Source organism: Sphaerotilus sp. (genome assembly GCF_041083715.1).
Classification (GTDB): domain Bacteria; phylum Pseudomonadota; class Gammaproteobacteria; order Burkholderiales; family Burkholderiaceae_C; genus Sphaerotilus.
Genome location: NZ_JBFPGY010000200.1, coordinates 1 through 23,107, shown reverse-complemented (window position 1 = coordinate 23,107; position 23,107 = coordinate 1). Strand labels below are relative to the sequence as shown.

At 68.8% G+C, this 23,107-nt stretch carries 23 protein-coding genes and 1 pseudogene; 11 read left to right on the top strand and 13 right to left on the bottom strand.

Going from position 1 to position 23,107, the window contains the following annotated elements; all coding sequences use genetic code 11:
- Positions 1 to 4: 4 nt before the first annotated feature.
- From AB3X43_RS08945 to AB3X43_RS08935, 3 genes are all read right to left on the bottom strand, one after another.
- Positions 5 to 1,417, bottom strand: a complete 1,413-nt coding sequence (locus tag AB3X43_RS08945) for a TolC family protein (protein WP_369429494.1) — start codon at positions 1,415 to 1,417, stop codon at positions 5 to 7.
- Complete coding sequence (locus tag AB3X43_RS08940) at positions 1,414 to 1,665, bottom strand: hypothetical protein (RefSeq protein ID WP_369429493.1); 252 nt, start codon at positions 1,663 to 1,665, stop codon at positions 1,414 to 1,416. The genes AB3X43_RS08945 and AB3X43_RS08940 overlap by 4 nt, the downstream gene beginning before the upstream one ends.
- A 70-nt stretch (positions 1,666 to 1,735) precedes the next feature.
- A complete protein-coding gene (locus AB3X43_RS08935) occupies positions 1,736 to 2,083 on the bottom strand; it encodes a hypothetical protein (RefSeq protein ID WP_369429492.1) in 348 nt (115 codons plus the stop codon).
- Positions 2,084 to 2,159: 76 nt separating this feature from the next.
- Here AB3X43_RS08935 and argB point away from each other — a divergent pair, with 76 nt between their 5' ends.
- Genes argB through AB3X43_RS08910 form a run of 5 tightly spaced genes read left to right on the top strand, consistent with a single transcriptional unit; the run spans position 2,160 to position 5,867 of the window.
- Positions 2,160 to 3,062 carry an acetylglutamate kinase gene (gene argB, locus AB3X43_RS08930; RefSeq protein ID WP_369429491.1) on the top strand — a complete coding sequence of 301 codons (903 nt, stop codon included), beginning with the start codon at positions 2,160 to 2,162 and terminating at the stop codon, positions 3,060 to 3,062.
- Positions 3,063 to 3,072: 10 nt separating this feature from the next.
- The gene (locus AB3X43_RS08925; RefSeq protein WP_473965095.1) at positions 3,073 to 3,768 is read left to right on the top strand and encodes a pyrimidine 5'-nucleotidase; all 696 of its coding nucleotides are present in this window, start codon (positions 3,073 to 3,075) and stop codon (positions 3,766 to 3,768) included.
- Between the two features lie 45 nt (positions 3,769 to 3,813).
- Entirely contained in the window at positions 3,814 to 4,455 is a 642-nt protein-coding gene (slmA, locus tag AB3X43_RS08920; protein ID WP_369429489.1) for a nucleoid occlusion factor SlmA, read from the top strand.
- A gap of 22 nt (positions 4,456 to 4,477) precedes the next feature.
- Entirely contained in the window at positions 4,478 to 5,407 is a 930-nt protein-coding gene (locus tag AB3X43_RS08915) for an ATP-binding protein (protein ID WP_369429488.1), read from the top strand.
- Positions 5,400 to 5,867 (top strand): NUDIX domain-containing protein, encoded by a 468-nt coding sequence (locus AB3X43_RS08910; RefSeq protein WP_369429487.1) that lies wholly within the window; start codon positions 5,400 to 5,402, stop codon positions 5,865 to 5,867. Before AB3X43_RS08915 ends, AB3X43_RS08910 begins: the two co-directional genes overlap by 8 nt.
- On the opposite strand, the gene AB3X43_RS08905 is transcribed toward AB3X43_RS08910, so the two are convergent.
- From AB3X43_RS08905 to pilB, 6 genes are read right to left on the bottom strand one after another with little or no spacing between them, the layout of a single operon-like run.
- Positions 5,864 to 6,073: a DNA gyrase inhibitor YacG gene (locus AB3X43_RS08905; protein WP_369429486.1), complete on the bottom strand. Its 210-nt coding sequence runs from the start codon at positions 6,071 to 6,073 to the stop codon at positions 5,864 to 5,866. The genes AB3X43_RS08910 and AB3X43_RS08905 overlap by 4 nt on opposite strands.
- 13 nt (positions 6,074 to 6,086) lie before the next feature.
- On the bottom strand, positions 6,087 to 6,842 hold the full coding sequence (gene zapD / locus AB3X43_RS08900; protein WP_473965094.1) for a cell division protein ZapD: 756 nt from the start codon (positions 6,840 to 6,842) through the stop codon (positions 6,087 to 6,089).
- A 54-nt stretch (positions 6,843 to 6,896) separates the two neighbouring features.
- Positions 6,897 to 7,487, bottom strand: coding sequence for a dephospho-CoA kinase (coaE, locus tag AB3X43_RS08895; protein WP_369429503.1), 591 nt, complete (start codon positions 7,485 to 7,487; stop codon positions 6,897 to 6,899).
- Positions 7,488 to 7,504: 17 nt separating this feature from the next.
- Positions 7,505 to 8,380: a prepilin peptidase gene (locus tag AB3X43_RS08890; protein ID WP_369429484.1), complete on the bottom strand. Its 876-nt coding sequence runs from the start codon at positions 8,378 to 8,380 to the stop codon at positions 7,505 to 7,507.
- Positions 8,381 to 8,384: 4 nt separating this feature from the next.
- A complete protein-coding gene (locus tag AB3X43_RS08885) occupies positions 8,385 to 9,611 on the bottom strand; it encodes a type II secretion system F family protein (RefSeq protein ID WP_369429483.1) in 1,227 nt (408 codons plus the stop codon).
- Positions 9,612 to 9,649: 38 nt separating this feature from the next.
- Positions 9,650 to 11,374, bottom strand: coding sequence for a type IV-A pilus assembly ATPase PilB (gene pilB, locus AB3X43_RS08880; RefSeq protein ID WP_369429482.1), 1,725 nt, complete (start codon positions 11,372 to 11,374; stop codon positions 9,650 to 9,652).
- Positions 11,375 to 11,743: 369 nt separating this feature from the next.
- On the opposite strand from pilB, the gene htpG reads away from it, so the two are divergent.
- The 4 genes from htpG (at position 11,744) to AB3X43_RS08860 (ending at position 17,156) form a co-directional block, all read left to right on the top strand.
- The gene (gene htpG / locus AB3X43_RS08875; RefSeq protein WP_369429481.1) at positions 11,744 to 13,648 is read left to right on the top strand and encodes a molecular chaperone HtpG; all 1,905 of its coding nucleotides are present in this window, start codon (positions 11,744 to 11,746) and stop codon (positions 13,646 to 13,648) included.
- Between the two features lie 77 nt (positions 13,649 to 13,725).
- Entirely contained in the window at positions 13,726 to 14,157 is a 432-nt protein-coding gene (locus AB3X43_RS08870; protein WP_369429480.1) for a DUF2946 family protein, read from the top strand.
- Between the two features lie 80 nt (positions 14,158 to 14,237).
- Positions 14,238 to 16,562 carry a TonB-dependent receptor gene (locus tag AB3X43_RS08865; RefSeq protein ID WP_369429479.1) on the top strand — a complete coding sequence of 775 codons (2,325 nt, stop codon included), beginning with the start codon at positions 14,238 to 14,240 and terminating at the stop codon, positions 16,560 to 16,562.
- 30 nt (positions 16,563 to 16,592) lie between these two features.
- The gene (locus AB3X43_RS08860) at positions 16,593 to 17,156 is read left to right on the top strand and encodes a YcnI family copper-binding membrane protein (protein ID WP_369429478.1); all 564 of its coding nucleotides are present in this window, start codon (positions 16,593 to 16,595) and stop codon (positions 17,154 to 17,156) included.
- Between the two features lie 40 nt (positions 17,157 to 17,196).
- Here AB3X43_RS08860 and AB3X43_RS08855 read toward each other — a convergent pair whose 3' ends face one another.
- The 3 genes from AB3X43_RS08855 to AB3X43_RS08845 form a co-directional block, all read right to left on the bottom strand.
- The gene (locus AB3X43_RS08855; RefSeq protein ID WP_369429477.1) at positions 17,197 to 18,276 is read right to left on the bottom strand and encodes a serine/threonine protein kinase; all 1,080 of its coding nucleotides are present in this window, start codon (positions 18,274 to 18,276) and stop codon (positions 17,197 to 17,199) included.
- A 37-nt stretch (positions 18,277 to 18,313) separates the two neighbouring features.
- The gene (locus AB3X43_RS08850; RefSeq protein WP_369429476.1) at positions 18,314 to 19,138 is read right to left on the bottom strand and encodes a DUF2726 domain-containing protein; all 825 of its coding nucleotides are present in this window, start codon (positions 19,136 to 19,138) and stop codon (positions 18,314 to 18,316) included.
- 220 nt (positions 19,139 to 19,358) lie between these two features.
- Positions 19,359 to 19,937, bottom strand: coding sequence for a GNAT family N-acetyltransferase (locus tag AB3X43_RS08845; protein WP_473965092.1), 579 nt, complete (start codon positions 19,935 to 19,937; stop codon positions 19,359 to 19,361).
- 221 nt (positions 19,938 to 20,158) lie between these two features.
- Between AB3X43_RS08845 and AB3X43_RS08840 the strand changes: the two genes are divergently transcribed.
- Together AB3X43_RS08840 and AB3X43_RS08835 are read left to right on the top strand one after the other, a co-directional pair.
- Positions 20,159 to 21,634, top strand: coding sequence for a DUF1800 domain-containing protein (locus AB3X43_RS08840; RefSeq protein WP_369429475.1), 1,476 nt, complete (start codon positions 20,159 to 20,161; stop codon positions 21,632 to 21,634).
- Positions 21,635 to 21,662: 28 nt separating this feature from the next.
- On the top strand, positions 21,663 to 22,862 hold the full coding sequence (locus tag AB3X43_RS08835; protein WP_369429502.1) for a DUF1501 domain-containing protein: 1,200 nt from the start codon (positions 21,663 to 21,665) through the stop codon (positions 22,860 to 22,862).
- Between the two features lie 6 nt (positions 22,863 to 22,868).
- Here AB3X43_RS08835 and AB3X43_RS08830 read toward each other — a convergent pair.
- Positions 22,869 to 23,107, bottom strand: a pseudogene (locus AB3X43_RS08830) (4,5-DOPA-extradiol-dioxygenase); the annotation flags it as partial.

Below are 23,107 nucleotides of genomic sequence, written 5' to 3'. Positions count from 1 at the left end.
TGTGTCAATGACCGCCGCCAGCGTCGGCAGCGGTGGACGAAGCGGGGGCAGCGCCTGCGGACAGCGTGGGTCGGCCGAGCATCGCCATCTGCAGGTCCGCGTCGGCGAGCCAGAACGCGCGCCGCGCATCGATGGCGCTGTTGACACTGGCGATCTGGGCGCGGGCATCGGCGAGCAGCTCGAACACACCGATCAGCATGCCGTTGTAGCGCAGCACGTTTTCATCGCGGATGCGCTGGCGCAGCGGCACGACGGCGGTCTGCACATGGCGGGCGATGTCCCAGGCGTGGCGCCAGTTGCGGTAGGCCTCGCGGACCTCGGAGCGGGCGTCGATGGCGATCTCGGCCGTGCGGTGCAGGCTGGCGGTGTAGGCCGCCTCGGCGCGGGCCACACGGGCGTCACCCCAGTCGAACAGCGGCAGCTCCAGCCCGACCTCCCAGGCGCGGCTGCGCTCGCCAGCGTTCGTGTTGGCGCGGATCACGCCGAGTTCCAGCACGTTGACGAAGCGGGTTGCCCTCGTCAGGCCGAGGGCACGGGCGGTCTGCTCGGTGGCGGTTTTCGCGGCTTGCACGTCCAGGCGCTGCGCGAGGGCGCGTTGCTCGATGTCGGGCTGCTCGGTCGGTGCGGCGGGGAGGCCCGGCAGGCGCTCGGGCAGGGTGTAGTCGAGCTGGTCGCCCCACAGGCCGAGGGCACGGTTCAGCCGCTCGCGGGTGGCATCACGTGCACGCTCGCCGCGGGCGACGTTCAGCACGGCATCGGCTTCGAACGATTGTTCGCGCGCCAGCGACAGCTTGTTGAAGTTGCCCGCCTGCGCCATGCGCCGCGCCAGTTCGGCGCCAGCCGCGGCGGCGTCCTGCACCTGGTTCAGGTAGCGCAGGCTTTCCTCGGCCGCGACCGCCTCGACCCAGGCGCGGCGCACACCGGCGATCTGCGTGACCACGGCCAGCATCGTCTGCGCCTGTTGCTGCGCGAGGCGGTGGCTTTCCAGCGTGCGGGTCAGCGGCATCAGCAGCAGGTGGCTCAGGCCGAGGTGCAGGCCGCGCTCCCACTCGACGGTCTCGCCGCTGGTGGTGCGCTTGAACGAGAGGCCGGGGTTGGGCAGCCGGGTGGCCTGTGCCAGCTCGGCCTGCGTCACGCCGAGGTCGGCGAGCGAGGCCTGCAGGCCGCGGTGGTTGAGCAGCGCGACCTCGACCGCGCCATCCATCGTCAGCGGTGCCGCCAGCAGGGTGCGCAGTCGCTGCTGCGCAGCGGCGGACGGGGCCTGCGCGTCCGGCCAGCGGATCAGCGTGGTGCCGGTGTGCTGGCGGAGTGGCTGCTGGAGCGGCTCGATCGCCGCGTCGGGCGAGGTCGATGCGCAGCCGGTCAGCACCGCGGCCACGGCCAGTGCGCTCAGGGCGCGTGAACGGGGCAGCCTCATTTCGCCACCTCCGGCTCGGGGGCCTGGCGCTGCTTGAGGTAGACCTTCCAGCCGCCGACGGCGCGCACGCGCTCGTTGGTGGCGCGCCAGTCGGCGACCTCGGGCGTGTCCGGCGCGGGGCGGCCGGCGAGGGTGGAGCGGTGGGCAAGCGGGCGCACGCTGGCGCCGGGATCGGCTGGATCACCGGACAGGGCGACGGCCGGCAGCGCCACGAACGCGAGCGTGGCGGCAGGGAATAGACGGAACATGGGCAGACCTCGTCGGCCGAAACGGATCGGAACAGCGCACCGCCGCCAGGGCGGCGCGCCACGGATCGGATCAGGCCGAGTGGCGGGGAGGTCGGAAGAGTTCGGAGGGCGGGCCGTCGCGCACGCCGGTGATCGGCGTGGCCGCGGGCGCCGCGTGAGGCAGGGTGGACAGGTGCAGCACAAGCACCGCCGGCAGGCCCAGGCTGGCGTGGCAGACCTCGCACAGCGAGCAGCCGGCGTGGGATGGCGCCGCCTTGTGCGTGCCCTCGTCGTGGCAGTGCGGCGCCGCTGCGGTCGTGTGGTGCTGGGCGACGGGCGGCACCGCCATCTGCACCATCGCCCACCCGCGCAGCGGCAGCAGCGCGATCACCAGCCAGAGCAGCCAGTGCAGGGTGGGGCGGGACAGCGGGCGGGGCATCGCTGCATTGTAGGGGCCTCGCTCCATGCCTCGGCCATTCCCTAGAATCCGTGGATTCACCCGACTGGAGTTCCCCATGTCCCAAGCCCCTGCCGACCTGTCCCGCATCGCTTCGCGTGACAAGGCCGAGATCCTCGCCCAGGCCCTGCCCTACATCCGCAAGTTCCACGGCAAGACCATGGTCATCAAGTACGGCGGCAACGCGATGACCGACCCGGCGCTGCAGCAGGCCTTCGCCGAGGACGTGGTGCTGCTCAAGCTGGTCGGCATCAACCCGATCGTCGTGCACGGCGGCGGCCCGCAGATCGATGCGGCGCTGGCCAAGATCGGCAAGAAAGGCACCTTCATCCAGGGCATGCGCGTCACCGATGCCGAGACGATGGACGTGGTCGAGTGGGTGCTGGGCGGCGAGGTGCAGCAGGACATCGTCGGCCTGATCAACGCCGCCGGCGGCAAGGCGGTCGGCCTGACCGGGCGCGACGGCGCGATGATCCGCGCCCGCAAGCTCAAGCTGCTCGACCTGAACGATCCGAGCATCGAACACGATGTCGGCCAGGTCGGCGAGATCGAGTCGATCGACCCGAGTGTGGTCCAGGCGCTGCAGGACGACCAGTTCATTCCCGTCATCAGCCCGATCGGCTTCGGCGAGCACAACGAGAGCTACAACATCAACGCCGATCTGGTCGCGTCCAAGCTGGCCGAGATCCTCAAGGCCGAGAAGCTGATGCTGCTGACCAACATCAAGGGCGTGCTCGACAAGGCCGGCAACCTGCTGACCGAGCTGACCTCGCGCCGCATCGACGAACTGGTCGAGGACGGCACGATCTCGGGCGGCATGCTGCCCAAGATCGCTGGCGCCATCGACGCGGCCAAGTGCGGCGTGCATGCGGTGCACATCGTCGATGGCCGTGTGCCGCATGTGCTGCTGCTGGAGATCCTCACCGACCAGGCCTTCGGGACGATGATCCGGGCGCGCTGACGTGTCCGCGCTGTCTGGCAAGGCCAAGGCGCCCGTCTGGCTGTTCGACCTCGACAACACCCTGCACGACGCCGGCAGCGCCGCGTTCGCGCAGATCACCGAGTCGATGACGGTCTACATGGAACGCGAACTCGCGCTGACCCGCGCCGAGGCCGAGCACCTGCGCGGGCGCTACTGGCAGCGCTACGGCGCCACGCTGCTCGGGCTGGTGCGCCACCACGGTGTCCAGGCACCGCATTTCCTGCGCGACACCCATGCGCTGCCCGGGCTGGAGGCGCGGCTGCGCAGCCATCCGCACGATCTGGCGGCGCTGGCCCGGCTGCGTGGTCCCAAGTTCATCCTGACCAATGCACCGCAGGCCTACGCCGAGCGGGTGATGGCCGCGCTGGGCCTCGGGCGCTACTTCGACGGCGTGATCGGCATCGAGCAGATGGCGATGTTCGGCCACCTGCGCCCCAAGCCGGACGCGCGGATGCTGCGCAGCATCGCCGTGCGGCTGAAGGTTCCGGTGCACCGCTGCGTGCTGGTCGAGGACACGGTCGGCCACCAGAAGGCGGCGCGGCGCATCGGCATGCGCACGGTGTGGATGCAGCGCTGGCTGCAGGGCGGCCTCCACGGGCCGGAAGCGGGGCTGGCGCTGGCGCGTCGGCCGGTGTACGTGTGTGCCAGAATCCGCAGCCTTCAGGCGCTGGCCCGCTGGCGCTGAGTTCCGATGCCTCCTTGCTCGCTGCCGACTTCCGTGCTCGTCCCGATGTCCGACTCTCCCGACCTGGCCCCACTTTCCGCTGACGCCCCTGCGGCGACCCCGGTGCGCAAGCGACCGAAGCCGGGCGAGCGCCGTGTGCAGATCCTGCATGCGCTGGCGCAGATGCTGGAACAGCCCGGCGGCGAGCGCATCACCACCGCGGCGCTGGCTGCCCGGCTCGACGTGAGCGAGGCGGCGCTCTACCGCCACTTCGCCAGCAAGGCGCAGATGTTCGAAGGCCTGATCGAGTTCATCGAGTCCAGCGTCTTCACGCTCGTCAACCAGATCGTCGAGCGCGAGCCGGATCCGCGTGTGCAGGCTGCGCACAGCGTCGCGGTGCTGCTGCAGTTCGCCGAGAAGAACCCGGGCATGGCGCGGGTGATGGTGGGCGACGCGCTGGTGCTCGAACACGAGCGGCTGCAGGCCCGCATGAACCAGTTCTTCGACCGCATCGAGTCGCTGCTGCGCCAGAGTCTGCGCCAGGCCGCCGACGCACGCGGCTCGCTCGCCCCGACCGCCGAGGCCGCCGCGCAGGCGTCGATGCTGACCAGCTACTGCCTCGGGCGCCTGCAGCGCTACGCCCGTTCCGATTTCAAGCGCAGCCCGGTCGAGCACCTCGACGCGTCGCTGCAGATGATGATCCACTGACGCACCGCGCGTCCCCAAGCCCATGAGCGATTTCACCAGCCTGATCACCCGGGCCGAGGCGCTGCTGGCGCGCCTCGAAGCCGTCCTGCCCCACCCGCTGAGCGCGCCGGACTGGAGCGCGTCCATCGCCTTCCGCTACCGCAAGCGCGGCCAGGGCGGTGTGCTGGAGCCGGTGCGACACATCGCGCCGCTCAAGCTGGCCGATCTCCAGGAAGTGGACACGCAGAAGGAGCGCCTGCTGCGCAACACGGCGCAGTTCGTCGCCGGCCGCCCCGCCAATAACGTGCTGCTGACCGGCGCGCGCGGCACGGGCAAGAGTTCGCTCATCAAGGCCTGCCTGAACACCTTCGCCGACCAGGGCCTGCGCCTGATCGAGGTGGACAAGGCCGATCTCACCGATCTGCCCGATCTCGTCGACCTGATCGCCGACCGCCCCGAGCGCTTCATCGTCTATTGCGACGACCTGAGCTTCGACGAGGGCGAGTCCGGCTACAAGGCGCTGAAGTCCATCCTCGACGGTACCGTGGCGCAGACCAGCGACAACGTGCTGATCTACGCCACCAGCAACCGCCGCCATCTCCTGCCCGAGCAGATGAAGGACAACCTGGGTGCGACCTACACCGACGACGGCGACATGCACCCCGGCGAGGCGGTCGAGGAGAAGGTCTCGCTGTCCGAGCGCTTCGGCCTGTGGGTGAGCTTCTACCCGTTCAGCCAGCGCGAGTACCTCACCATCGTCGGCCAATGGCTGCGCCATTTCGGCGTGGCGGAAGCCGCGATCGAGGTGGCGCGCCAGCCATCGCTGCTGTGGGCGCTGGAGCGCGGCTCGCGTTCCGGGCGCGTGGCGTACCAGTTCGCCCGGGACTATGCCGGCAGCCATGCGGCGGTGGCGACCGCCACGGGTTCGACCGCCATCAGCGACGCCGTGCCCGATGGCCTCGACCATGTCTGAAGCGCCGGGTGAGCGCACGCCGGTCGAGGTCGCCGTCGGTGTGCTGGTCGAGCGTGATGCGGTCGGGAACGAAGGCCGCTTCCTGCTGACCTCGCGCCCCGAAGGCAAGGTCTATGCCGGCTACTGGGAATTTCCGGGCGGGAAGCTCGAAGCGGGTGAGTCGGTGGAAGACGCGCTGCGCCGCGAGCTGCACGAGGAAATCGGCATCACCATCGGCCACGGGCCGGATGCGGTGCAGCCCTGGAAACAGCTCGTCATGGACTACCCGCACGCGCGGGTGCGCCTGCATTTCTGCAAGGTCCATGCATGGACCGGTGCCTTCGAGATGCGCGAGGCGCAGCAGATGGCGTGGCAGACGCTGCCGGTGGAGGTGGTGCCCGTGCTGCCCGGCACGGTTCCCGTGTTGCAGTGGTTCGCCGAGGAACGCGGCCACACCGGGCCGACCCACCGGGAGGGCTAGGGACTGCCCTGGTCGTCCGGCGGCTCGACCGCGGCGACGCGGAACGCCTCGCTGGCCCAGGCGCCGAAGTCGCGCTGGCGGCAGCGCTCGCTGCAGAACGGGCGCCACGGATTGCTCGGCGCGAACAGCGCCATCTCGCGGCAGGTCGGGCAGGGCACTTGCGGGGCCGGGCGTGCGGCGCCGGCCGGGGTGTCGTTCGGGTTCATGTGGTCGTGCAGCTCAGGCGCACAGCGTCAGCGCAAGCTGGATGCTGTCGGTCATCGGGCGCAGCCTGCCCTCATGGTCGGCGCGGGTCAGCCGGATCGCCAGCAACACGCGGTTGCCGCTGATCTCGGGGATCAGGTGCGAGGTCGGATCGATCTGCAGCCGCGCCAGCAGCAGCGGGCGGCTGCCGGCGAGGTTCTGCTGGAACAGGCCGCTGCGGAACGGCACCATCTGCGTCACACCCGCCTCGCGCAGCAGCCCGAGATTCACCTCCAGCGCCTCGGCCAGCGGATCGAGCACGCCGACCCAGCGCAGCAGATCGTGCCGGCGCCGGTTGGCCGGTTCCTGCTGCCAGGCGAAGTAGGCCGGCAGGTCGAACTCGCAGGTGCCGCCAGGGATGTTGATCCGGCTGCGCACGCTCATGAGCCACTCGTTGGCGGACAGCGTCTGCTCGGGTTTGGCGGGTGTCGCCTGCAGACGGCGGTGGGCGCTGCTGATGCGGTCGATGGCGAGGTTGAGCGCCCCTTCCGAGATGGACGGGTTGCCACGGTAGCCCTCGAAGAGTTCGTGCTGGCGGGCCAGTTCCTGCAGCAGGTCGGCCCGGAAATCGGTGCGCGAGGTCACGTCCATGATCTCGAACAGCGTTGCCAGGGCGTAGTGGTGGTCGGTGGCGGTGTCGCGTGGCACGAGCTGCGCCAGACGCGTGAACAGACGCTCCAGCCGCAGCATCGTGCGGATGCCTTCGGTGAAAGGGTATTCGTAGTAGATCAAGGCCATGCGCTCCCACGGTCCGGGCGCTGGCGCGGCCCGTTCGAAACCATTGTTTCACAGCCAGCCGGACCAGATCCTTCGAACTTCGGCTGCCAGTTCTTCCAGTTCAAGCCCATCGTTGACGATCACGTCATCGGCCACCGCCAGGCGCTGTGCACGGCCGGCCTGCTGGTCGATGATGCGCTGCACGGCGTCGGCAGTCCAGCCATTGCGCTGCATGACGCGGGCGATCTGCGTCTCGACGGCGCAGTCGACCACCAGGATCCGGTCCACCCGGTCGCGCCAGCGGCCGGACTCGACCAGCAGCGGCACATCGAACACGACGATCGCCCCGGCCGGTGCCGCAGCGGCGTCGATGCGCGTGTCCTCGCCGATCATGGGATGCAGGATCGCCTCCAGCGCGCGGCGCTGCGCCGGATCGGCGAACACCCGCTCGCGCATGCGGGCGCGGTCCATGGCGCCGTGCGCGTCGATCATGTCGGCGCCGAAGCGCTCGGCGATCGCGGGAATGGCCCGCCCGCCTGGCGCCGTCAGGCGGTGGGCGATGGCATCGGTGTCGACGATCCAGGCGCCCAGGCCACGCAGCAGGCGGCAGACGGTGCTCTTGCCGCTGCCGATCCCACCCGTCAGGCCGACGTGGCGCACGGGCCGGGTGGCCATGCTCAGGCCCAGCCCATCCACCGCATCACCCGCTCGCTGCCGGCCAGCAGCACGACCGCGCCGCCGCCCGCCAGGAACGGCCCGAACGGCACGTAGCGCCCCTCGCGCAGGCTGGCGCTGAGCTTCATGCCGATGCCCACCACCGCGCCGAGCAGCGATGCCCCCAGCACGATCGGCAGCAGCATCGCCGGCCCCAGCCAGGCACCCAGCGCGGCCAGCAGCTTGAAGTCACCGGCGCCCATGCCGTCCTTGCCGGTGGCGAGCTTGAAGAGCCAGAAGATGCTCCACAGGCTCAGATACCCTGCCACGGCGCCCCAGAGCGACTGGCTCAGCGTCAGCGGAATCCAGCCCATCGCGGCGGCGATCAGTCCGGCCCAGGCCAGTGGCTGGGTCATCGAGTCGGGCAGCAGCGTGGTGTCCCAGTCGATCAGCGACATCGCCAGCAGCATCGCAGCGAACGCGCACCACAGCAGCGTCACCGGCTGCGCCCCGAAGCGCCAGCCGATCGCGGCGAACAGCAGCCCGCAGCCCGCCTCGACCAGCGGGTAGCGCTTGCCGATGGGGGCGCGACAGGCCGAACAGCGCCCGCCCAGGCGCAGCCAGCCGACGAGCGGGATGTTCTCGTGCCAGTGCAGCACGTGGCCGCAGTGCGGACAGCGCGAGCGGGGGCGCGCCAGGCTCAGCGGCGAGCCATCGTCGCCGGGCGGGCGCGCGGCCTCGACGCCGAGCAGCTCCGCGCTCTCGGTGCGCCACTGCCGCTCCATCATCAGCGGCAGCCGGTGCACCACCACGTTCAGAAAACTGCCGATGCACAGACCGAACAGCGCCAGGGCGGCCGGCGACAGCAGCCAGGCCATCGCCACGGGATCGATGTCCATGCGCTCAGACCACCTGACCAAGCTTGAAGATGGGCAGGTACATCGCCACGACGATGCCGCCGATGATGGTGCCGAGGATCACGATGATGATCGGCTCCATCAGCGTGGACAGGCCCTTGACCGCCTCGTCCACTTCCTGCTCGTAGAAGTCGGCCACCTTGCCGAGCATCTGGTCGAGCGAGCCGGACTCCTCGCCGATCGCGCTCATCTGCAGCACCATGCTCGGAAAGAGGCCGGTGGACTGCATCGACGAGGTCAGCGCCGCACCGGTGGCGACATCGCGCTGGATCTGCTCGGTGGCCTGCGCGAACACCGCATTGCCCGAGGCACCACCGACCGAGTCCAGCGCCTCGACCAGCGGCACGCCGGCCGCGAACATGGTCGACAGCGTGCGGCACCAGCGCGCCACCGTGGCCTTGTGCACCAGATCACCGAAGATCGGCAGCTTGAGCAGTGTCCGGTCCAGGGCAATCTGCATCTTCGGCGAGCGGCGCCAGCTCTCGATGGTGAAGTAGATCGCGCCGGCCATGCTGCCGAAGATCAGCCACCAGTACTGGACGAACACTTCCGACATCGCGATCACGATCAGGGTCGGGGTCGGCAGGTCGGCGCCGAAGGAGCTGAAGATCTGCTTGAACGACGGGATCACGAAGATCATGATCACCGCCACCACGATGAAGGCCACGACCAGCACCGCCACCGGATAGACCAGCGCCGACTTGATCTTCTGCTTCAGCGCCATGGTCTTTTCCTGGTAGGTCGCCAGGCGGTCGAGCAGGGCGTCCAGGATGCCGGCGGACTCGCCGGCTTCGACCAGGTTGCAGTAGAGCGAATCGAAATGCAGTGGATGGCGGCGCAGCGCCGCGGACAGGCTGGTGCCGGTCTCCACATCGCCGCGGATGTCGTTGAGCATGCGCGTCAGGCGCGGGTTCGGGCTGCCGCGCGCCACGATGTCGAAGGCCTGCAGCAGTGGCACGCCCGAGCGCAGCATGGTGGAGAGCTGGCGCGTGAAGATCGCGATGTCCTTGCCCTTGATGGACTTGCCACCCGAGAGTCGGCGCTTCTTGACCTTGCTGACGAGGACGCCCTGTCGGCGCAGGCTGGCGCTGACCATGGCTTCGCCCCCTGCGCGCATCTCGCCGCGCACGGCCTTGCCGTTGCGGTCGCGACCTTCCCATTCAAAGACGTAGTCCTTGACCTTCTTCGATGCTGATGCAGCCGCTGTGGCCATTGCGTCTCCGTGCGCCGCTCACCGGCTCGTTCGTTGGCTCATTGGTTGGTGACCGAAATCACTTCTTCCAGTGTCGTCACCCCCACGCGAACCTTGAGCAGGCCGGATCCGCGCAGATCGCGCACGCCATCGCGCTGGGCCTGGGTGGCGATGTCGAGCGCATTGCCCTGCGCGAGGATGATGCGCTGGATCGCCTCGGTGATCGGCATGACCTGGTACAGGCCCACCCGGCCGCGGTAGCCGTTGTTGCAGGCCGAACAGCCGACGGCCTTGTAGGGCTTCCAGCTGCCGTCCAGATCTTCGCTCCTGTAGCCTGCGCGCAGCAGCGCCTCGCGCGGAAAGTCGGCGGGGGCCTTGCAGTTCTCGCACAGCCGCCGCGCCAGCCGCTGCGCGGTGATCAGGATCACGCTGGCCGCGATGTTGAACGGCGGCACGCCCATGTTGAGCAGCCGGGTGAGCGTCGTCGGGGCATCGTTGGTGTGCAGCGTGGACAGCACGAGGTGGCCGGTCTGGGCGGCCTTCATCGCGATGTCGGCGGTGTCGAGATCGCGGATTTCGCCGACCATGATCACGTCCGGATCCTGGCGCAGGAAGGCCTTCAGCGCGGTGGCGAAGTTCATCCCCGCCTTGTCGTTGACATTGACCTGGTTGACGCCAGGCAGGTTGATTTCGGCCGGATCCTCGACGGTCGAGATGTTGATGCCGGGCTGGTTCAGGATGTTCAGGCAGGTGTAGAGCGACACCGTCTTGCCCGAGCCGGTCGGGCCGGTGACCAGGATCATCCCGTAGGGCCGGCGGATCGCCGACAGCAGCCGCTCCTTCTCGTCGCGCTCGTAGCCCAGCGCATCGACCCCGAGCTTGGCCGAGGACGGGTCGAGGATCCGGATCACGATCTTCTCGCCGAACAGCGTCGGCAGCGTGCTGATCCGGAAGTCGATCGCCTTGTTGCCGAACTTCAGCTTCATGCGGCCGTCCTGCGGCACGCGCTTCTCGGCGATGTCGAGCCGGCTGATGACCTTGATGCGCGAAGCGAGCTTGTCCTTGATCGCGACCGGCGGCTGGGTGATCTCGCGCAGCTCGCCGTCGATGCGGAAGCGCACCCGGTAGGTGTTCTCGTACGGTTCGAAGTGCAGGTCGGACGCGCGCATGTTGATCGCGTCGATCAGCATCTTCTGCAGGAAGCGCACGACGGGCGCGTCCTCGACCTCGGCGGTGACCTCCTCGTCCGGCTTGGCGTTGGGGTCCTGTTCTTCGACGTCGAAGTCGAATTCGCCGGAGACGATCGAGTCCAGCGCATCGTTGGCCGAGGTGGTCTTGGAGTCGACGATGCGGGCGAGCTTGTCGTACTCGACGATGACCCACTCGGGGGTGAGCTGCGTGGCGAACTTGATGCGGTCGACCGCTTCCTGGTCGGTCGGGTCGGCGCCGCCGATGAACAGCCGGTTGCCGCGCTTGCCCAGCACCAGCACCTGGTACTGCGACAGCGTGCGCGTGTCGACCAGGTTCTGCGGCAGCCGGGCGATGTCGACGACATCCAGATCCAGCAGCGGAATCGCCAGCGCGGTCGACAGCGAATGTGCCAGATCCGCCGGGCTCAGCGCCTGCGCGGCCACCGCGGCGGACACGAAGCTGCGGCGCTGCTCACGGGCTGTGCGTGCCAGGTCTTCAGCGACCCGCGAGGTGATCTTTCCTGCGTGCACCAGCACGCGCGCGACCCCGGACAGGGTGCTCTGGGGTCCATCGTTGAGGGTGTCGGTTGCCACGGGGTCGGTCGGATCGGCGGAATGGAGGTCGGAACTGAAAATCGGATGGCGGATGATCGGTGATCCCGCCCGTGCTGTAAATCACGTCGGATACCCCTGGACAGCCGAAGCCAGTCTCCGGTCATCCGAGGGTCCGCTTGTAACGCAGCTGCCCCGTTCGCGGACCGTCGCCTGTCGTCTGGAGTGGCTTGCTGTATCAATTTCTTTCAAATCAGCGAGAAAAATCACGTCACCCCAGGGCGTGACCCCGACTCGGCCTGGTGCGGTACGGGCCCTTGAAAACCGCGCACCTGCCCTCATCCTGCAGCCCATCCGGGGCAGCAACACGCCGCCGGAACCACCCAACAGCGATCAGAGACCCGACCGACCATGGACAAGCAAACCCTGTCATTCCAGGCCGAAGTGAAGCAGCTGCTGCACCTCGTCACGCATTCGATGTATTCGAACAAGGAGATCTTCCTGCGCGAACTCGTCTCCAATGCGTCGGACGCCTGCGACAAGCTGCGCTTCGAGGCGCTGAACAACAACGCCTTGTTCGAGGACCAGCCGAACCTGGAAGTCCGCGTCAGTTTCGACAAGGCCGCCCGCCGCATCGTCATCAGCGACAACGGCATCGGCCTGTCGGCGCAGGAAGCCATCGAGCACCTCGGCACCATCGCCAAGAGCGGTACCAAGGAGTTCATGGGCAAGCTCGAAGGCGAGCAGGCCAAGGACGCCAACCTGATCGGCCAGTTCGGCGTGGGCTTCTACTCGGGCTACATCGTCGCCGACCGCATCACGGTGGAATCGCGCCGCGCCGGCGTGGCGATCACCGAGGGCGTGCGCTGGAGCAGCGAAGGCACGGGCGACTTCGAGGTCGAGACCATCACCCGCGAGACCCGCGGCACCGACGTCATCCTGCACATCCGCGAGGGCGAGGACGAGTTCCTGTCCACCTGGAAGCTGAAGTCCATCATCAGCAAGTACAGCGACCACATCTCGCTGCCCGTGCTGATGCGCAAGGAGAGCTGGGACGCCGAGAAGGGCGAGAACGTCGTCTCGGAGGACTGGGAGCCGGTCAACAAGGCAGCAGCCCTGTGGGCGCGCAGCAAGAGCGACATCACCGACGCCGAGTACAAGTCGTTCTACGAGCAGCTCACCTACGACACCACCGCCCCGCTCGCCTACACCCACAACCGCGTCGAAGGCCGCACCGAGTACACGCAGCTCCTGTACATCCCCGCCAAGGCGCCGATGGACCTGTGGAACCGCGACAAGCGCGGCGGCGTGAAGCTCTATGTGAAGCGCGTCTTCATCATGGACGACGCCGAGGCGCTGATGCCGACCTACCTGCGCTTCGTCAAGGGCGTGATCGACTCGGCCGACCTGCCGCTGAACGTGTCGCGCGAGCTGCTGCAGGAAAGCCGCGACGTGAAGGCGATCCGCGAAGGCTCGACCAAGCGCGTGCTGTCGATGCTCGAATCGCTGGCCGACAGCACCGACGAGCAGACCGCCGCCGAGGACAAGGCCAAGTACGCTGCGTTCTACAAGGAGTTCGGCGCGGTGCTGAAGGAAGGTGTCGGCGAGGACCACGCCAACCAGGAGCGCCTGGCCAAGCTGCTGCGCTTCGCCTCGACGCACGCGGACGAAGGCGTGTCGCTGGCCGACTACGTGGCGCGCATGAAAGACGGCCAGGAGGCGATCTACTACATCACCGCCGACACGCTGGCCGCTGCCAAGAACAGCCCGCAGCTCGAGATCTTCAAGAAGAAGGGCATCGAGGTGCTGCTGTTCACCGACCGCGTGGACGAGTGGATGCTGAGCCACCTCTACGAGTTCGAGGGCAAGAACCTGCAGAGTGTGGCCAAGGGTGCGGTCGACCTGGGCTCGCTCCAGGACGAGGAAGAGAAGAAGCAGGCCGAAGTCGCCGCCGAAGGGTTCAAGCCGACGCTGGACCGTCTGAAGACGGCGCTGGGCGAGCGGGCCAAGGACGTGCGCGTCACCACCCGCCTGGTCGATTCGCCGGCTTGTCTGGTCACCGAGGAAGGCGACATGAGCGGCCACCTGGCGCGGCTGCTCAAGCAGGCGGGTCAGGCCGCGCCGTCGTCCAAGCCGGTGCTGGAAGTCAACGCCGACCACGCGCTGGTGCAGAAGCTCGCCGCGCTGCCGGACGGCTCGGGCACGTTTGACGACCTCGCCCAGGTGCTGTTCGACAACGCGCTGCTGGCCGAAGGCGGTCAGCTCGACGACCCGGCCGCGCACGTCAAGCGCATCCAGGCGCTGATCCTCGGCTGACGCGCCGAACCCACACCGGCGCTGTCCACGGCGCCGGTGGGCGTTGGCGTCTCCCGTTTAGCGGGGACAATCGCTGGATGTTCACCAAGTCCTGGCGCCAACGCATCGGCTGGATCGGCATCGTGCTGGTCCTGCTGAACGTGTTCGTGCCGACGTTGTCCCACGCACTGCGGGCGGCCGACCCCGCCGGACAGCGGCAGGTCCATCGGGAGATGGTGCTGGCTGTGGCCGGCGACTGGTGCGTCAGCGCTGGTGGCAGCGTCAAGGCCGATGACCTCCGGGTGATCGACGCCGCCGTGTCGCTGGAATCGACGCTCCAGCACCTGAACGCCTGCGACTTCTGCGACCACGCGCCGCTGGCTGGCGCCGTTCTGCCACCCCCGGTGGTGACCGGCGTGGACCCTGCGCCGCTCGTGGTGACCGCTGTGCGCTTCGAGGCCTTTGCCGCCGCGGTCCTGCGCCGGCACGACTTCCGGCAACCTCCCAGCCACGCGCCTCCCCAGGTCTGAACCCGATCGATCCGTGCCCGATCGCCGCGAGGCGGTGTCGGGCTGATGCGTTCTCGTGTTCTGTTCAGACCTGACTTTCCATGCGCAAACTTCCTCTGGTCCAGGCCATCGGCCTGGCGTTCCCGCTCGCCTGCGTCGCGGCCGAACCCTCCACGGCTGACACGCCGACCAAGTCCCTCGGCGTCGTCGTTGTCACCGGCAGCCAGCCGACCTCGCTGCCCACCCAGATCCCCACCACCATCGAGGGCATCAAGGGCACCGAGGTCGCCGAGAAGATCAACGCCACCGACGCCGAAGACGCGATCAAGTACTTCCCCAGCCTGCTGGTGCGCAAGCGCTACATCGGCGACTACAACCACGCGGTGCTGTCCAGCCGCGCCTCGGGCACCGGCAACAGCGCCCGCTCGATGGTGTTCGCCGATGGCATCCTGCTGTCCAACTACCTCGGCAACGGCGCAACCTTCACGCCGCGCTGGGGCCTGGTGACGCCCGAGGAGATCGAGCGCGTCGATGTGCTCTACGGGCCGTTCTCGGCGGCCTATGCCGGCAATTCGGTCGGCGCGGTGGTGGACTACGTGACGCGCATGCCCAAGGCGTTCGAGGCCCACGCCAAGGTCGGCTACTTCACCCAGCCGTTCACGCTGTACGGCACCAGCGCCACCTACACCGGCCAGCAGGCCAGCGCCTCGCTCGGCAGTCGGGAGGGCGGATTCTCGTGGTGGCTCAACCTGAACCGCACCGACAGCGAGGGCCAGCCGCTGACCTTCCCGACCAAGCTGGTCAGCGCTGGCACTGCCCCGACCACGGCCGTGCCCGGCACGGTGGTGACCGGTGCGGTGCTGGACAGCGACAAGAGCAACAACCCCTGGTACCTGCTCGGCACCGCGACCCAGTACCACACGGTGCAGGACCACGCCAAGCTCAAGCTGGCCTACGACTTCGACCCGACCGTGCGCGCCGCCTACACGCTGGGCGTGTGGAACAACCAGACCACCAACCAGTCTGACACTGCCCTGCGCGACGCCAGCGGCCAGCCGTTCTACGCTGGCACAGCCAACATCGGCGGCAAGAACTACACGGTCGCTGCCACCGACTTCGGCCAGTCGCGCGAGCAGCTCGAACACGTGATGCACGGCCTGTCGGTCAAGAGCCGCACCCGCGGGGTTTTCGACTGGGAGGTGGCGGCGTCGCTGTATGACTACCGCAAGGACCTGCAGCGTACGCCCACGGTAGCCAAGCCGGCCGCGGACCTCGGCGGCGCCGGTCGGCTCACCGACCTGAGCGGCACCGGCTGGAACACGCTGGCGCTGAAGGGCGTCTGGCGTCCGCTGGGGGTGGACGGCGCCCACATCGTCGATGCCGGGCTGCAGCAGGACAGCTACACCTGGCGCCAGCTCGTCAGCAACGCGACCGATTGGCTCAACGGTGACGCCACCAGCACCTTCACCGACTTCGGTGGCCGCACCCGGCTGCGCAGCGCGTACGCGCAGGACGCCTGGACGCTGTCCGAGCAGTGGAAGACGGTGCTGGGCCTGCGCGCGGAGCAGTGGAGCGCCCGTGACGGCTACAAGGTGGCCTCGGGCGGCCAGCGTGTGGCCTACCAGGACCGGCAGGAAACCTACCTGTCGCCCAAGGCCGCGGTGGGTTACCAGGCGGGCGAGGACTGGACGCTCAAGCTCTCCAGCGGTCGCGCCGTGCGCATGCCGACGGCGGGTGAGCTGTTCCAGGGCGGGTTGAGCAGCGCGGGTGCCTACGTGGCCAGTGACCCGGTCACCAACCCCAGCCTCAAGCCCGAGAAGTCGTGGACCACCGAGTTCAGCTCCGAATGGGACTGGGGCACGCACCAGTTACGCACCACGCTGTTCCATGAGCTGACGAAGGACGCGCTGTATTCGCAGAGCGCTGTCGTCGACGGCAAGACCGTCACCAGCACCCAGAACATCGACCGCATGCGCACCCTCGGGCTGGAAGTGGCCTACCGCGGGCAGGACATCGGCTGGCGGGGTGTCGATCTCAGCAGCAGCGTGACCTACACGAACTCCAAGATCCTGGAGAACGCCGGCTACGTCACCACGCCGGGCGACACCATCGGCCAGCAGCAGCCGCGCGTGCCGATGTGGCGTGGCAGCCTGCTGGCGATCTGGCGCGCCACGCCGCAATTGAGCGTGAGCTATGGCGCCCGCGCCGCCAGCAACCAGTACGGCACGCTCAACAACAGCGACTCGAACGGCTTCACTTACCAGGGCTTCTCGAAGTTCTTCACCACCGACCTGCGCCTGCGCTACCAAATCGACCGGCAGTGGTCGGCGGCGCTGGGCATCGACAACCTGAACAACGACCAGTACTGGAACTTCCACCCGTACCCGCAGCGCACCTACAGCGCCGAACTGAAATTCGACCTCTGAACTTTGAGCAAGCCACTCAGGAACCTGACCATGACCACCACACTGCATTCTCCCCGCCGCGCGCTGGCGCTGCTGTCCACCGCTGCGCTGCTGTTCGGCACCGCCGCCCAGGCCCACATCACGCTCGAAACGCCGACGGCCGTCGCCGGCAGCTACTACAAGGCCGTGCTGATGATCGGCCACGGCTGCGAGGGCCAGGCGACCCACACCGTGACCGTGCGCCTGCCCGCCGGCTTCATGGGCGCGAAGCCGATGCCCAAGCCGGGCTGGTCGCTGTCGATCCGGCGCGAGCCGCTGGCCCAGCCCTACACCAGCCACGGCAAGCAGGTCACCGACGACGTGACCGAGATCGTCTGGACCGCCCGCAGTGCCGAGTTCCATTTGCCGGATGCGCAGTACGACGAGTTCGTGCTGCGTGGCCAGCTCCCGGCGACACCGGGGCCGCTGTGGTTCCAGGTGCAGCAGCGTTGCCCGTCCGGGCAACTGGACTGGGCGGAGGTGCCTGCTGAAGGCAGCTCGACGAAGGGCCTGAAGTCGCCGGCGGTGTTGCTGAACGTGACGCCGGCTGCGGCCAGCGAGCACGCGCACCACTGACGATCTGACCGTGCGTGCAGACCGCTGGTGGTCGGCCATGTCACGCCACCAGCGGCTCCTCCGCCATCGCCTCGATCTGCTCGTGGAGCTGCGTCGTCTGCTGCGCCCAGTAGGACGGACTCTCGAAGTTCGGGAACGCGATCGGGAAGGCCGGGTCGTTCCAGCGCCGGGCGATCCACGCGCTGTGCTGGACGATGCGCAGCGTGCGCAGCGGCTCGATCAGGGCCAGCTCGCGGCGGTCGAATTCGCGGAAGGTCTCGTAGCCGTCGAGCAGGGCGCCGAGCTGGGCCTGCATCTCGTGGCGGTCACCACCGAGCAGCATCCACAGATCCTGGATGGCCGGGCCGTTGACCGCATCGTCCAGGTCGACGAAGTGCGGGCCGTGTCCGGTCCACAGCACGTTGCCGGCGTGGCAGTCGCCGTGGATGCGCATCAGCTCCAGCGGGCCGTGGCGGTCGAAGCGCACGTCCACGGCATCCAGTGCCCGCAGGCAGGCGCTGTGCCAGCCACCGAGGGCGCCCATGGGCAGCAGGTCGCTGTCCACCAGCCACTGCACCGAGGCGCGCGCCGCGGCGCTGCCGTCCAGCGTCACGCGGTGTTCGAAACGCTGCTGCTGGCCGACCAGGTGCAGCCGTGCCAGGAAGCGGCCGATCCACTCCAGCGTCTGCGGATCTTCGAGTTCGGGGGAGCGACCGCCGCAGCGTGGGCTGACGCCATAGCGCCAGCCGCCGAGCCGCGCGAGTGTGGGCGGGTTCCCCAGCAGTTCGATGCCGATGGCTTCGGGGCGCAGATCGTCGGCGACACGCAGCGCCAGCGGCGGCACGGCAGGCACCTCGGCATCGGCCAGGGCCTGGGCGAAGGCATGTTCTTCGAGGATCTGCGCGTCGCTCCAGCGGCCGGCGCGGTAGAACTTGGCCACCACCACGCCGGGCAGCGGTGCGCCCGGGTCGAGGCTTTCTTCCAGATGGACCTGGAAGACGCGGTTCTCGTAGGAGTTGAGCTGCAGGATGCGGCCGTCGCCGCGCAGGCCGGCAGCGTCGAGCGCGTCGAGCACCGCGTGCGGGGTCAGGCCGGCGTAGGGCTGGTCGGCGTGCGGTGCGGGATCATGGAATGCGGTCATGCCGCATCCTAGACCAGCCCGCCGCGGTGGACAGGCCTCAGCGGCGGCCGATGATGTCGCCGCCGGCGTCGCCCGGGGGGCCGAAGTCGCCAGGCTGGAACTTGCTGGTGGACGGGCCAGCCCAGTTCTTCGGGCCGGCGGTCGGCGCGGCGGAGCTGCGCACGGGGGTGTCGTCGAAGGGGTCGCGCTGGGTTTCAGGCGCAAAGAACGAGTCCTGCGAGAACCCGGATTCGTACCACTGGCCACCTGCGGCGGCTGCGGCACCAGGCGTTGCCGCCGCAGCGTGGCGCGGTGTCACCGACTGACTGGCGGCGGGGCGCGGCGCGGTGTCCTGCGGCATGCCGGGGACGGCCGGTCGCTGGCTGTCGCCGCTGGTCGGCACCAGCAGTTGCAGCTCCGCAGCCGTGGGCAGCTGGTCCGAGCGGCAGCGCACGTAGCGGATCCGGCAGGCTTCCAGCACCGCCAGCTTGATCGCCGAGACGCGCTTGGCGGGCGGGCGGTTCGGGCGCTCGATGTCCACGGCGGCCAGCACGCGGCCGTTCTCCGCGCAGACCACGAAGCTCACATGGATCGGGCCGAGCAGGTTGAACCAGTAGCGCAGCTCCTCGCGGTCCTCCGGTTGGCAAAACCGCACCAGCGGCAGCTTGGCCAGGATGGTGTGGTGCGGCAGCGCGGTGCGCAGCTGGCGGTAGAGCGCGCGCTCTTCCGGCGAGAAGATCGGGCGTTGGGTCAGCGGCCACTCGGTGGGCAGGTCGACGGACTTGGTGGACGACGCGCCGCCAGAGCGGCGCAGCACCAGGACCGCCAGTCCGACGATGCCGGCGATCGCGGCGAGGGCGAGGATCCAGACTTGGGTGGGCATGGTGCGTTCCGGGGAATGAAGTGAGCAGGTCTGTACGGAATCGGCAGAAGTGGCCGGGACTTGGGCGCCATCCTATGCAATTATGTAACTCGTTGTGAATACCTTGTCTGAGTGAAACGTGTTCCTGATTCAGGGACCGGAAACGAAAACGGCAGACGCGCGGTCTGCCGAATGTGCAATTGAAGCAGTGAATCGGGCCGTTGCGACCCTGATTCATTGTCTATCGTGGAGCAACGCCGGTCATTCTGAGTAGCCGATGCTGGAACTGCCGATACCGTGCCCAGGCGTACTGGAGACGCCGCTGCTGGGTCTTGACCACGTAGTTGGCGTCGGCTGCGTGGTTGGCGAACAACTCTTCGAAGTGGGTCATCAGACTGTCGGGTGGCAGTTGCAACCAGGCTTCCGATTCGCCGCCGTCGCGTTGCATGTCGGCACCGGCCTTGCGGGCGATGCGCAGCATGGCCGTGTTTTCGCTCAGGGCGTGGATGAACAGGCGGTCGACGCCGTGGTTGCGTGCATGGCGCACGGCGTAGGTGAACAGGCGTCCGCCAAAACCGCGGCCGCGCGCCCGGTCATCGACCGACACCGCAAATTCGGCCATGCGGCTGACGCCGTGGTTGGCACTGGCCAGCTGGCTGTAGGCGAGGTGGGCGATGGCGACCAGCTGCAGACGCCGGTTGAAGATGCCGAACACGTCGTCGTGCGTGAAGTCCAGCGATGCGGCATACGCACGAATGCGCTCGTCATTGGCCGCATAGCCGAATCGCAGGTAGCGATCACGGTCGCCGAGTCCCAGCAAGTGCTGAAGAATCTGCGTGCGATGGACTTCGCCCAGTGGCCGGATCGGAACCCAGCCGGACCGGGACGACGTCCTTGAGTGGTTAGTTACAGTACCCATGGGGCGAATGTAGGTGTAAACCCTTAAATCGAGCCATCCCTAAGTCGAGAGTCCCTCATGTTCGTGTTGCATTGCAGCATTTTTCTTTTTGGAGACGACGGGTGTCCCAGCGCAGAGCGTTCTTGACCACCGTCAGCGGCCTCGGCGCGGCGGGTGCCGCGGTCTGGCTGACCGGTTGTTCGTCTGTGCGCCGGCCGACCGCTGTTGGCCGGCGGGTGCCGCACCGTGTGATCGACTCCACCGATCTGGCCCTGCTGGACCGCCTCACCTGGGGCGCCAGCCCGGCCAGCGTCGATGACTGGGTGCAGCGTGGCCGGCGCGACGCCGTGCAGGCGCTGCTGCACCCACCGCGTGACACCGCGCTGCCCGTGCCGGTGCAGGCGGCGATCGACGCGATGTCCATCACCCAGACACCGCTGCCGGCGCTGGTGGCCGATCTGGAGCAGCGCCGCCGCGGCGACGACCGCCAGGACTACCAGCAGCGCCTCGCCACCGTCGCGCGCGAGTCGGCCAGCCGCTCGCTGCTGCTGGCGCTGCATTCGCCGCACGGCCTGCGCGAGCAGATGGGCTGGTTCTGGTTCAACCATTTCAACGTCGGGCAGTCCAAGGCCAACCTGCGCATGCTGGTCGGCGACTACGAGAGGGCGTTGCGCCCGCATGCGCTCGGCCGCTTCGGCGATCTGCTGGTCGCCAGTGCCACGCACGCGGCCATGCTGCGTTATCTGGACAACGAGCAGAACGCGGCCGGCCGGATCAACGAGAACCACGCCCGTGAGCTGATGGAGCTGCACACGCTGGGCGTGGACGGTGGCTACAGCCAGCGCGATGTGCAGGAACTCGCCCGCGTGCTCACCGGGCTGGGCGTGAACCTGACCGACACCGCGCCGAAGGTGGCGCCGAAACTGCAGCCGCTGTACCGCCGCGACGGGCTGACCGAGTTCCATCCCGGCCGCCATGACCTGGGCGACAAGACCGTGCTCGGGCAGCTCGTCAAGGGCGGGCGCGGCTGGGACGAGATCCTGGAGCAGCTCGGCACGCTGGCCCGGCACCCGTCGACCGCGCTCCACATCTGCCGCAAGCTGGCGGTGTTCCTCGTCGCGGACGAGCCGCCGCCCGCGCTGGTCGAGCGCCTGAGTCAGCGCTTTCTCGCCACCGATGGCGACATCGCGCTGACGCTGGAAGCGCTCATCGCGGCGCCCGAGTTCACCGCGTCGCTCGGCCGCAAGTTCAAGGATCCCGTTCACTACGTGCTGTCGGCGCTGCGGCTGGCGTCGGACTCCGCCGCGCCGATGGTGGACATGGCGCCGGTGCTGAACGCGCTCAACCGGCTGGGCGAGCCGCTCTATGGCCGCCAGACGCCCGACGGCTATCCGCTCGATGAAAGCGCCTGGAACGGCTCCGGCCAGATGACGGCGCGCTTCGAGGTCGCCCGCACGCTGAGCCGGCTGCCAGCCGGCCCGGGGCGCCCGACCGCGGCGCCGGACGATACCCTGATCCGACCACTGAGCGAGCGCACCCGCGGTGTGTTCGCCAAGGCCGGCACGCCGCAGGACCGCCATGCGCTCCTGCTGTCGTGTCCCGAGTTCATGCTGCGTTGATGAACGTACCGAGGAGCTGGTGATGGCGATGCTGCGACGTGGGTTTCTGGAGCGGATGGCGGCCGTGCCGCTGGCGGCTGGCTGCGGGGCGCTGTGGGCGGCGCCCGCGTCGGCGCCGCGGCTGCTGGTGGTGTTCCTGCGCGGGGCCTACGACGCGGCGAGCGTGCTCGTGCCGGTCGGCAGCGACGATTACTACGCAGCGCGCCCGCGCATCGCCATCGCCCGACCCGGCAGCGGCCCTGACGCCGCGCTGGCACTGCCCGACCAGTCCGACTGGGGCCTCACGCCCGCCTGGGCCGATTCGCTGCTGCCGCTCTATGAACGCGGGCAGCTGGCCGCGATCCCCTTCGCCGGCACGCACGACCTCTCGCGCAGCCACTTCGAGACGCAGGACCACATCGAACTCGGTCAGTCCGACGACCCGGCCGCCGTGCGCGATTTCCGCTCCGGTTTCCTGAACCGGCTGGCCGAGGTGCTCGGCGCGCGCGACGCCATCGCGCTGACCAGCGACCTGCCGCTGATCCTGCGCGGCGCGGTCAAGGTGCCGAACCTGGCGCTGGGCTCGGTCGGCCGCGGTGGGGTCGATGCGCGCCAGACCGCGCTGATCCGCCAGATGTACGCCGGCACGCAGCTCGCCGGGCCGGTGAACGACGGCTTCGACGTGCGCCAGGCCGCGCAGCGCGAGCTGACGGGCGGCATGGAAGCCGCCAGCCGCAACGCCATCACCACCCGCGGCTTCGAGGGCGAGGCCCGCCGCATCGCCCGCCTGATGCGCGAGCGCTACCGCCTCGGTTTCGTCGATGTCGGTGGCTGGGACACGCACGTCGCGCAGGGCGCGGGCACCGGCGCGCTCGCCACCCGCGTCGGCGAACTCGGCAACGGGCTGGCCGCGCTGGCGCAGGAGCTGGGCGAGGCGGCGTGGCGGGACACGGTGGTGGTCGTGCTCAGCGAATTCGGGCGCACCTTCCGCGAAAACGGCAACCGCGGCACCGACCACGGGCATGGCTCGACCTACTGGGTGCTCGGTGGTGCGGTGCGTGGCGGGCGGGTCGTGGGCGAGCAGGTCGCGGTGCGGCAGGCGACGCTGTTCCAGAACCGCGACTGGCCGGTGCTCAACGAATACCGCGGCGTGTTCGCGGGGCTGTTCCAGCAGATGTACGGGCTGTCGGCGGCGCAGCTCGGGCGGGTCTTCGAGGGCGTCACGCCGCTGGGGCTCGGGCTGGTCTGATTGCCCTCAGGACCATTGCACGCAGCGCATGCTGATGGTGCCGCCCTGGAAGCCTTCGAACACATGCCGTGGCCGCTCGCTGCTCTGCGCTGCACCGGCTGCGTAGAGCAGCGGAAAGTAGTGGTCCGGCAGCGGCACGGCGTGCTGGGCTTCCGGCGTGAGCTGCGTGTGGTCGGCCAGCGCACGGGTGTCGCCGGCGTCGATGGCCTGCTTGACGCGCTGGTCGAAGTCATCGGCCCAGGGCG

Bases quoted from the DNA above. Each gene is read 5' to 3' on its own strand.
- AB3X43_RS08945 (WP_369429494.1), bottom strand. From the start codon at position 1,417: ATGAGGCTGCCCCGTTCACGCGCCCTGAGCGCACTGGCCGTGGCCGCG.
- AB3X43_RS08940 (WP_369429493.1), bottom strand. From the start codon at position 1,665: ATGTTCCGTCTATTCCCTGCCGCCACGCTCGCGTTCGTGGCGCTGCCG.
- AB3X43_RS08935 (WP_369429492.1), bottom strand. From the start codon at position 2,083: ATGCCCCGCCCGCTGTCCCGCCCCACCCTGCACTGGCTGCTCTGGCTG.
- argB (WP_369429491.1), top strand. From the start codon at position 2,160: ATGTCCCAAGCCCCTGCCGACCTGTCCCGCATCGCTTCGCGTGACAAG.
- slmA (WP_369429489.1), top strand. From the start codon at position 3,814: ATGTCCGACTCTCCCGACCTGGCCCCACTTTCCGCTGACGCCCCTGCG.
- AB3X43_RS08915 (WP_369429488.1), top strand. From the start codon at position 4,478: ATGAGCGATTTCACCAGCCTGATCACCCGGGCCGAGGCGCTGCTGGCG.
- AB3X43_RS08910 (WP_369429487.1), top strand. From the start codon at position 5,400: ATGTCTGAAGCGCCGGGTGAGCGCACGCCGGTCGAGGTCGCCGTCGGT.
- AB3X43_RS08905 (WP_369429486.1), bottom strand. From the start codon at position 6,073: ATGAACCCGAACGACACCCCGGCCGGCGCCGCACGCCCGGCCCCGCAA.
- AB3X43_RS08890 (WP_369429484.1), bottom strand. From the start codon at position 8,380: ATGGACATCGATCCCGTGGCGATGGCCTGGCTGCTGTCGCCGGCCGCC.
- AB3X43_RS08885 (WP_369429483.1), bottom strand. From the start codon at position 9,611: ATGGCCACAGCGGCTGCATCAGCATCGAAGAAGGTCAAGGACTACGTC.
- htpG (WP_369429481.1), top strand. From the start codon at position 11,744: ATGGACAAGCAAACCCTGTCATTCCAGGCCGAAGTGAAGCAGCTGCTG.
- AB3X43_RS08870 (WP_369429480.1), top strand. From the start codon at position 13,726: ATGTTCACCAAGTCCTGGCGCCAACGCATCGGCTGGATCGGCATCGTG.
- AB3X43_RS08865 (WP_369429479.1), top strand. From the start codon at position 14,238: ATGCGCAAACTTCCTCTGGTCCAGGCCATCGGCCTGGCGTTCCCGCTC.
- AB3X43_RS08860 (WP_369429478.1), top strand. From the start codon at position 16,593: ATGACCACCACACTGCATTCTCCCCGCCGCGCGCTGGCGCTGCTGTCC.
- AB3X43_RS08855 (WP_369429477.1), bottom strand. From the start codon at position 18,276: ATGACCGCATTCCATGATCCCGCACCGCACGCCGACCAGCCCTACGCC.
- AB3X43_RS08850 (WP_369429476.1), bottom strand. From the start codon at position 19,138: ATGCCCACCCAAGTCTGGATCCTCGCCCTCGCCGCGATCGCCGGCATC.
- AB3X43_RS08835 (WP_369429502.1), top strand. From the start codon at position 21,663: ATGCTGCGACGTGGGTTTCTGGAGCGGATGGCGGCCGTGCCGCTGGCG.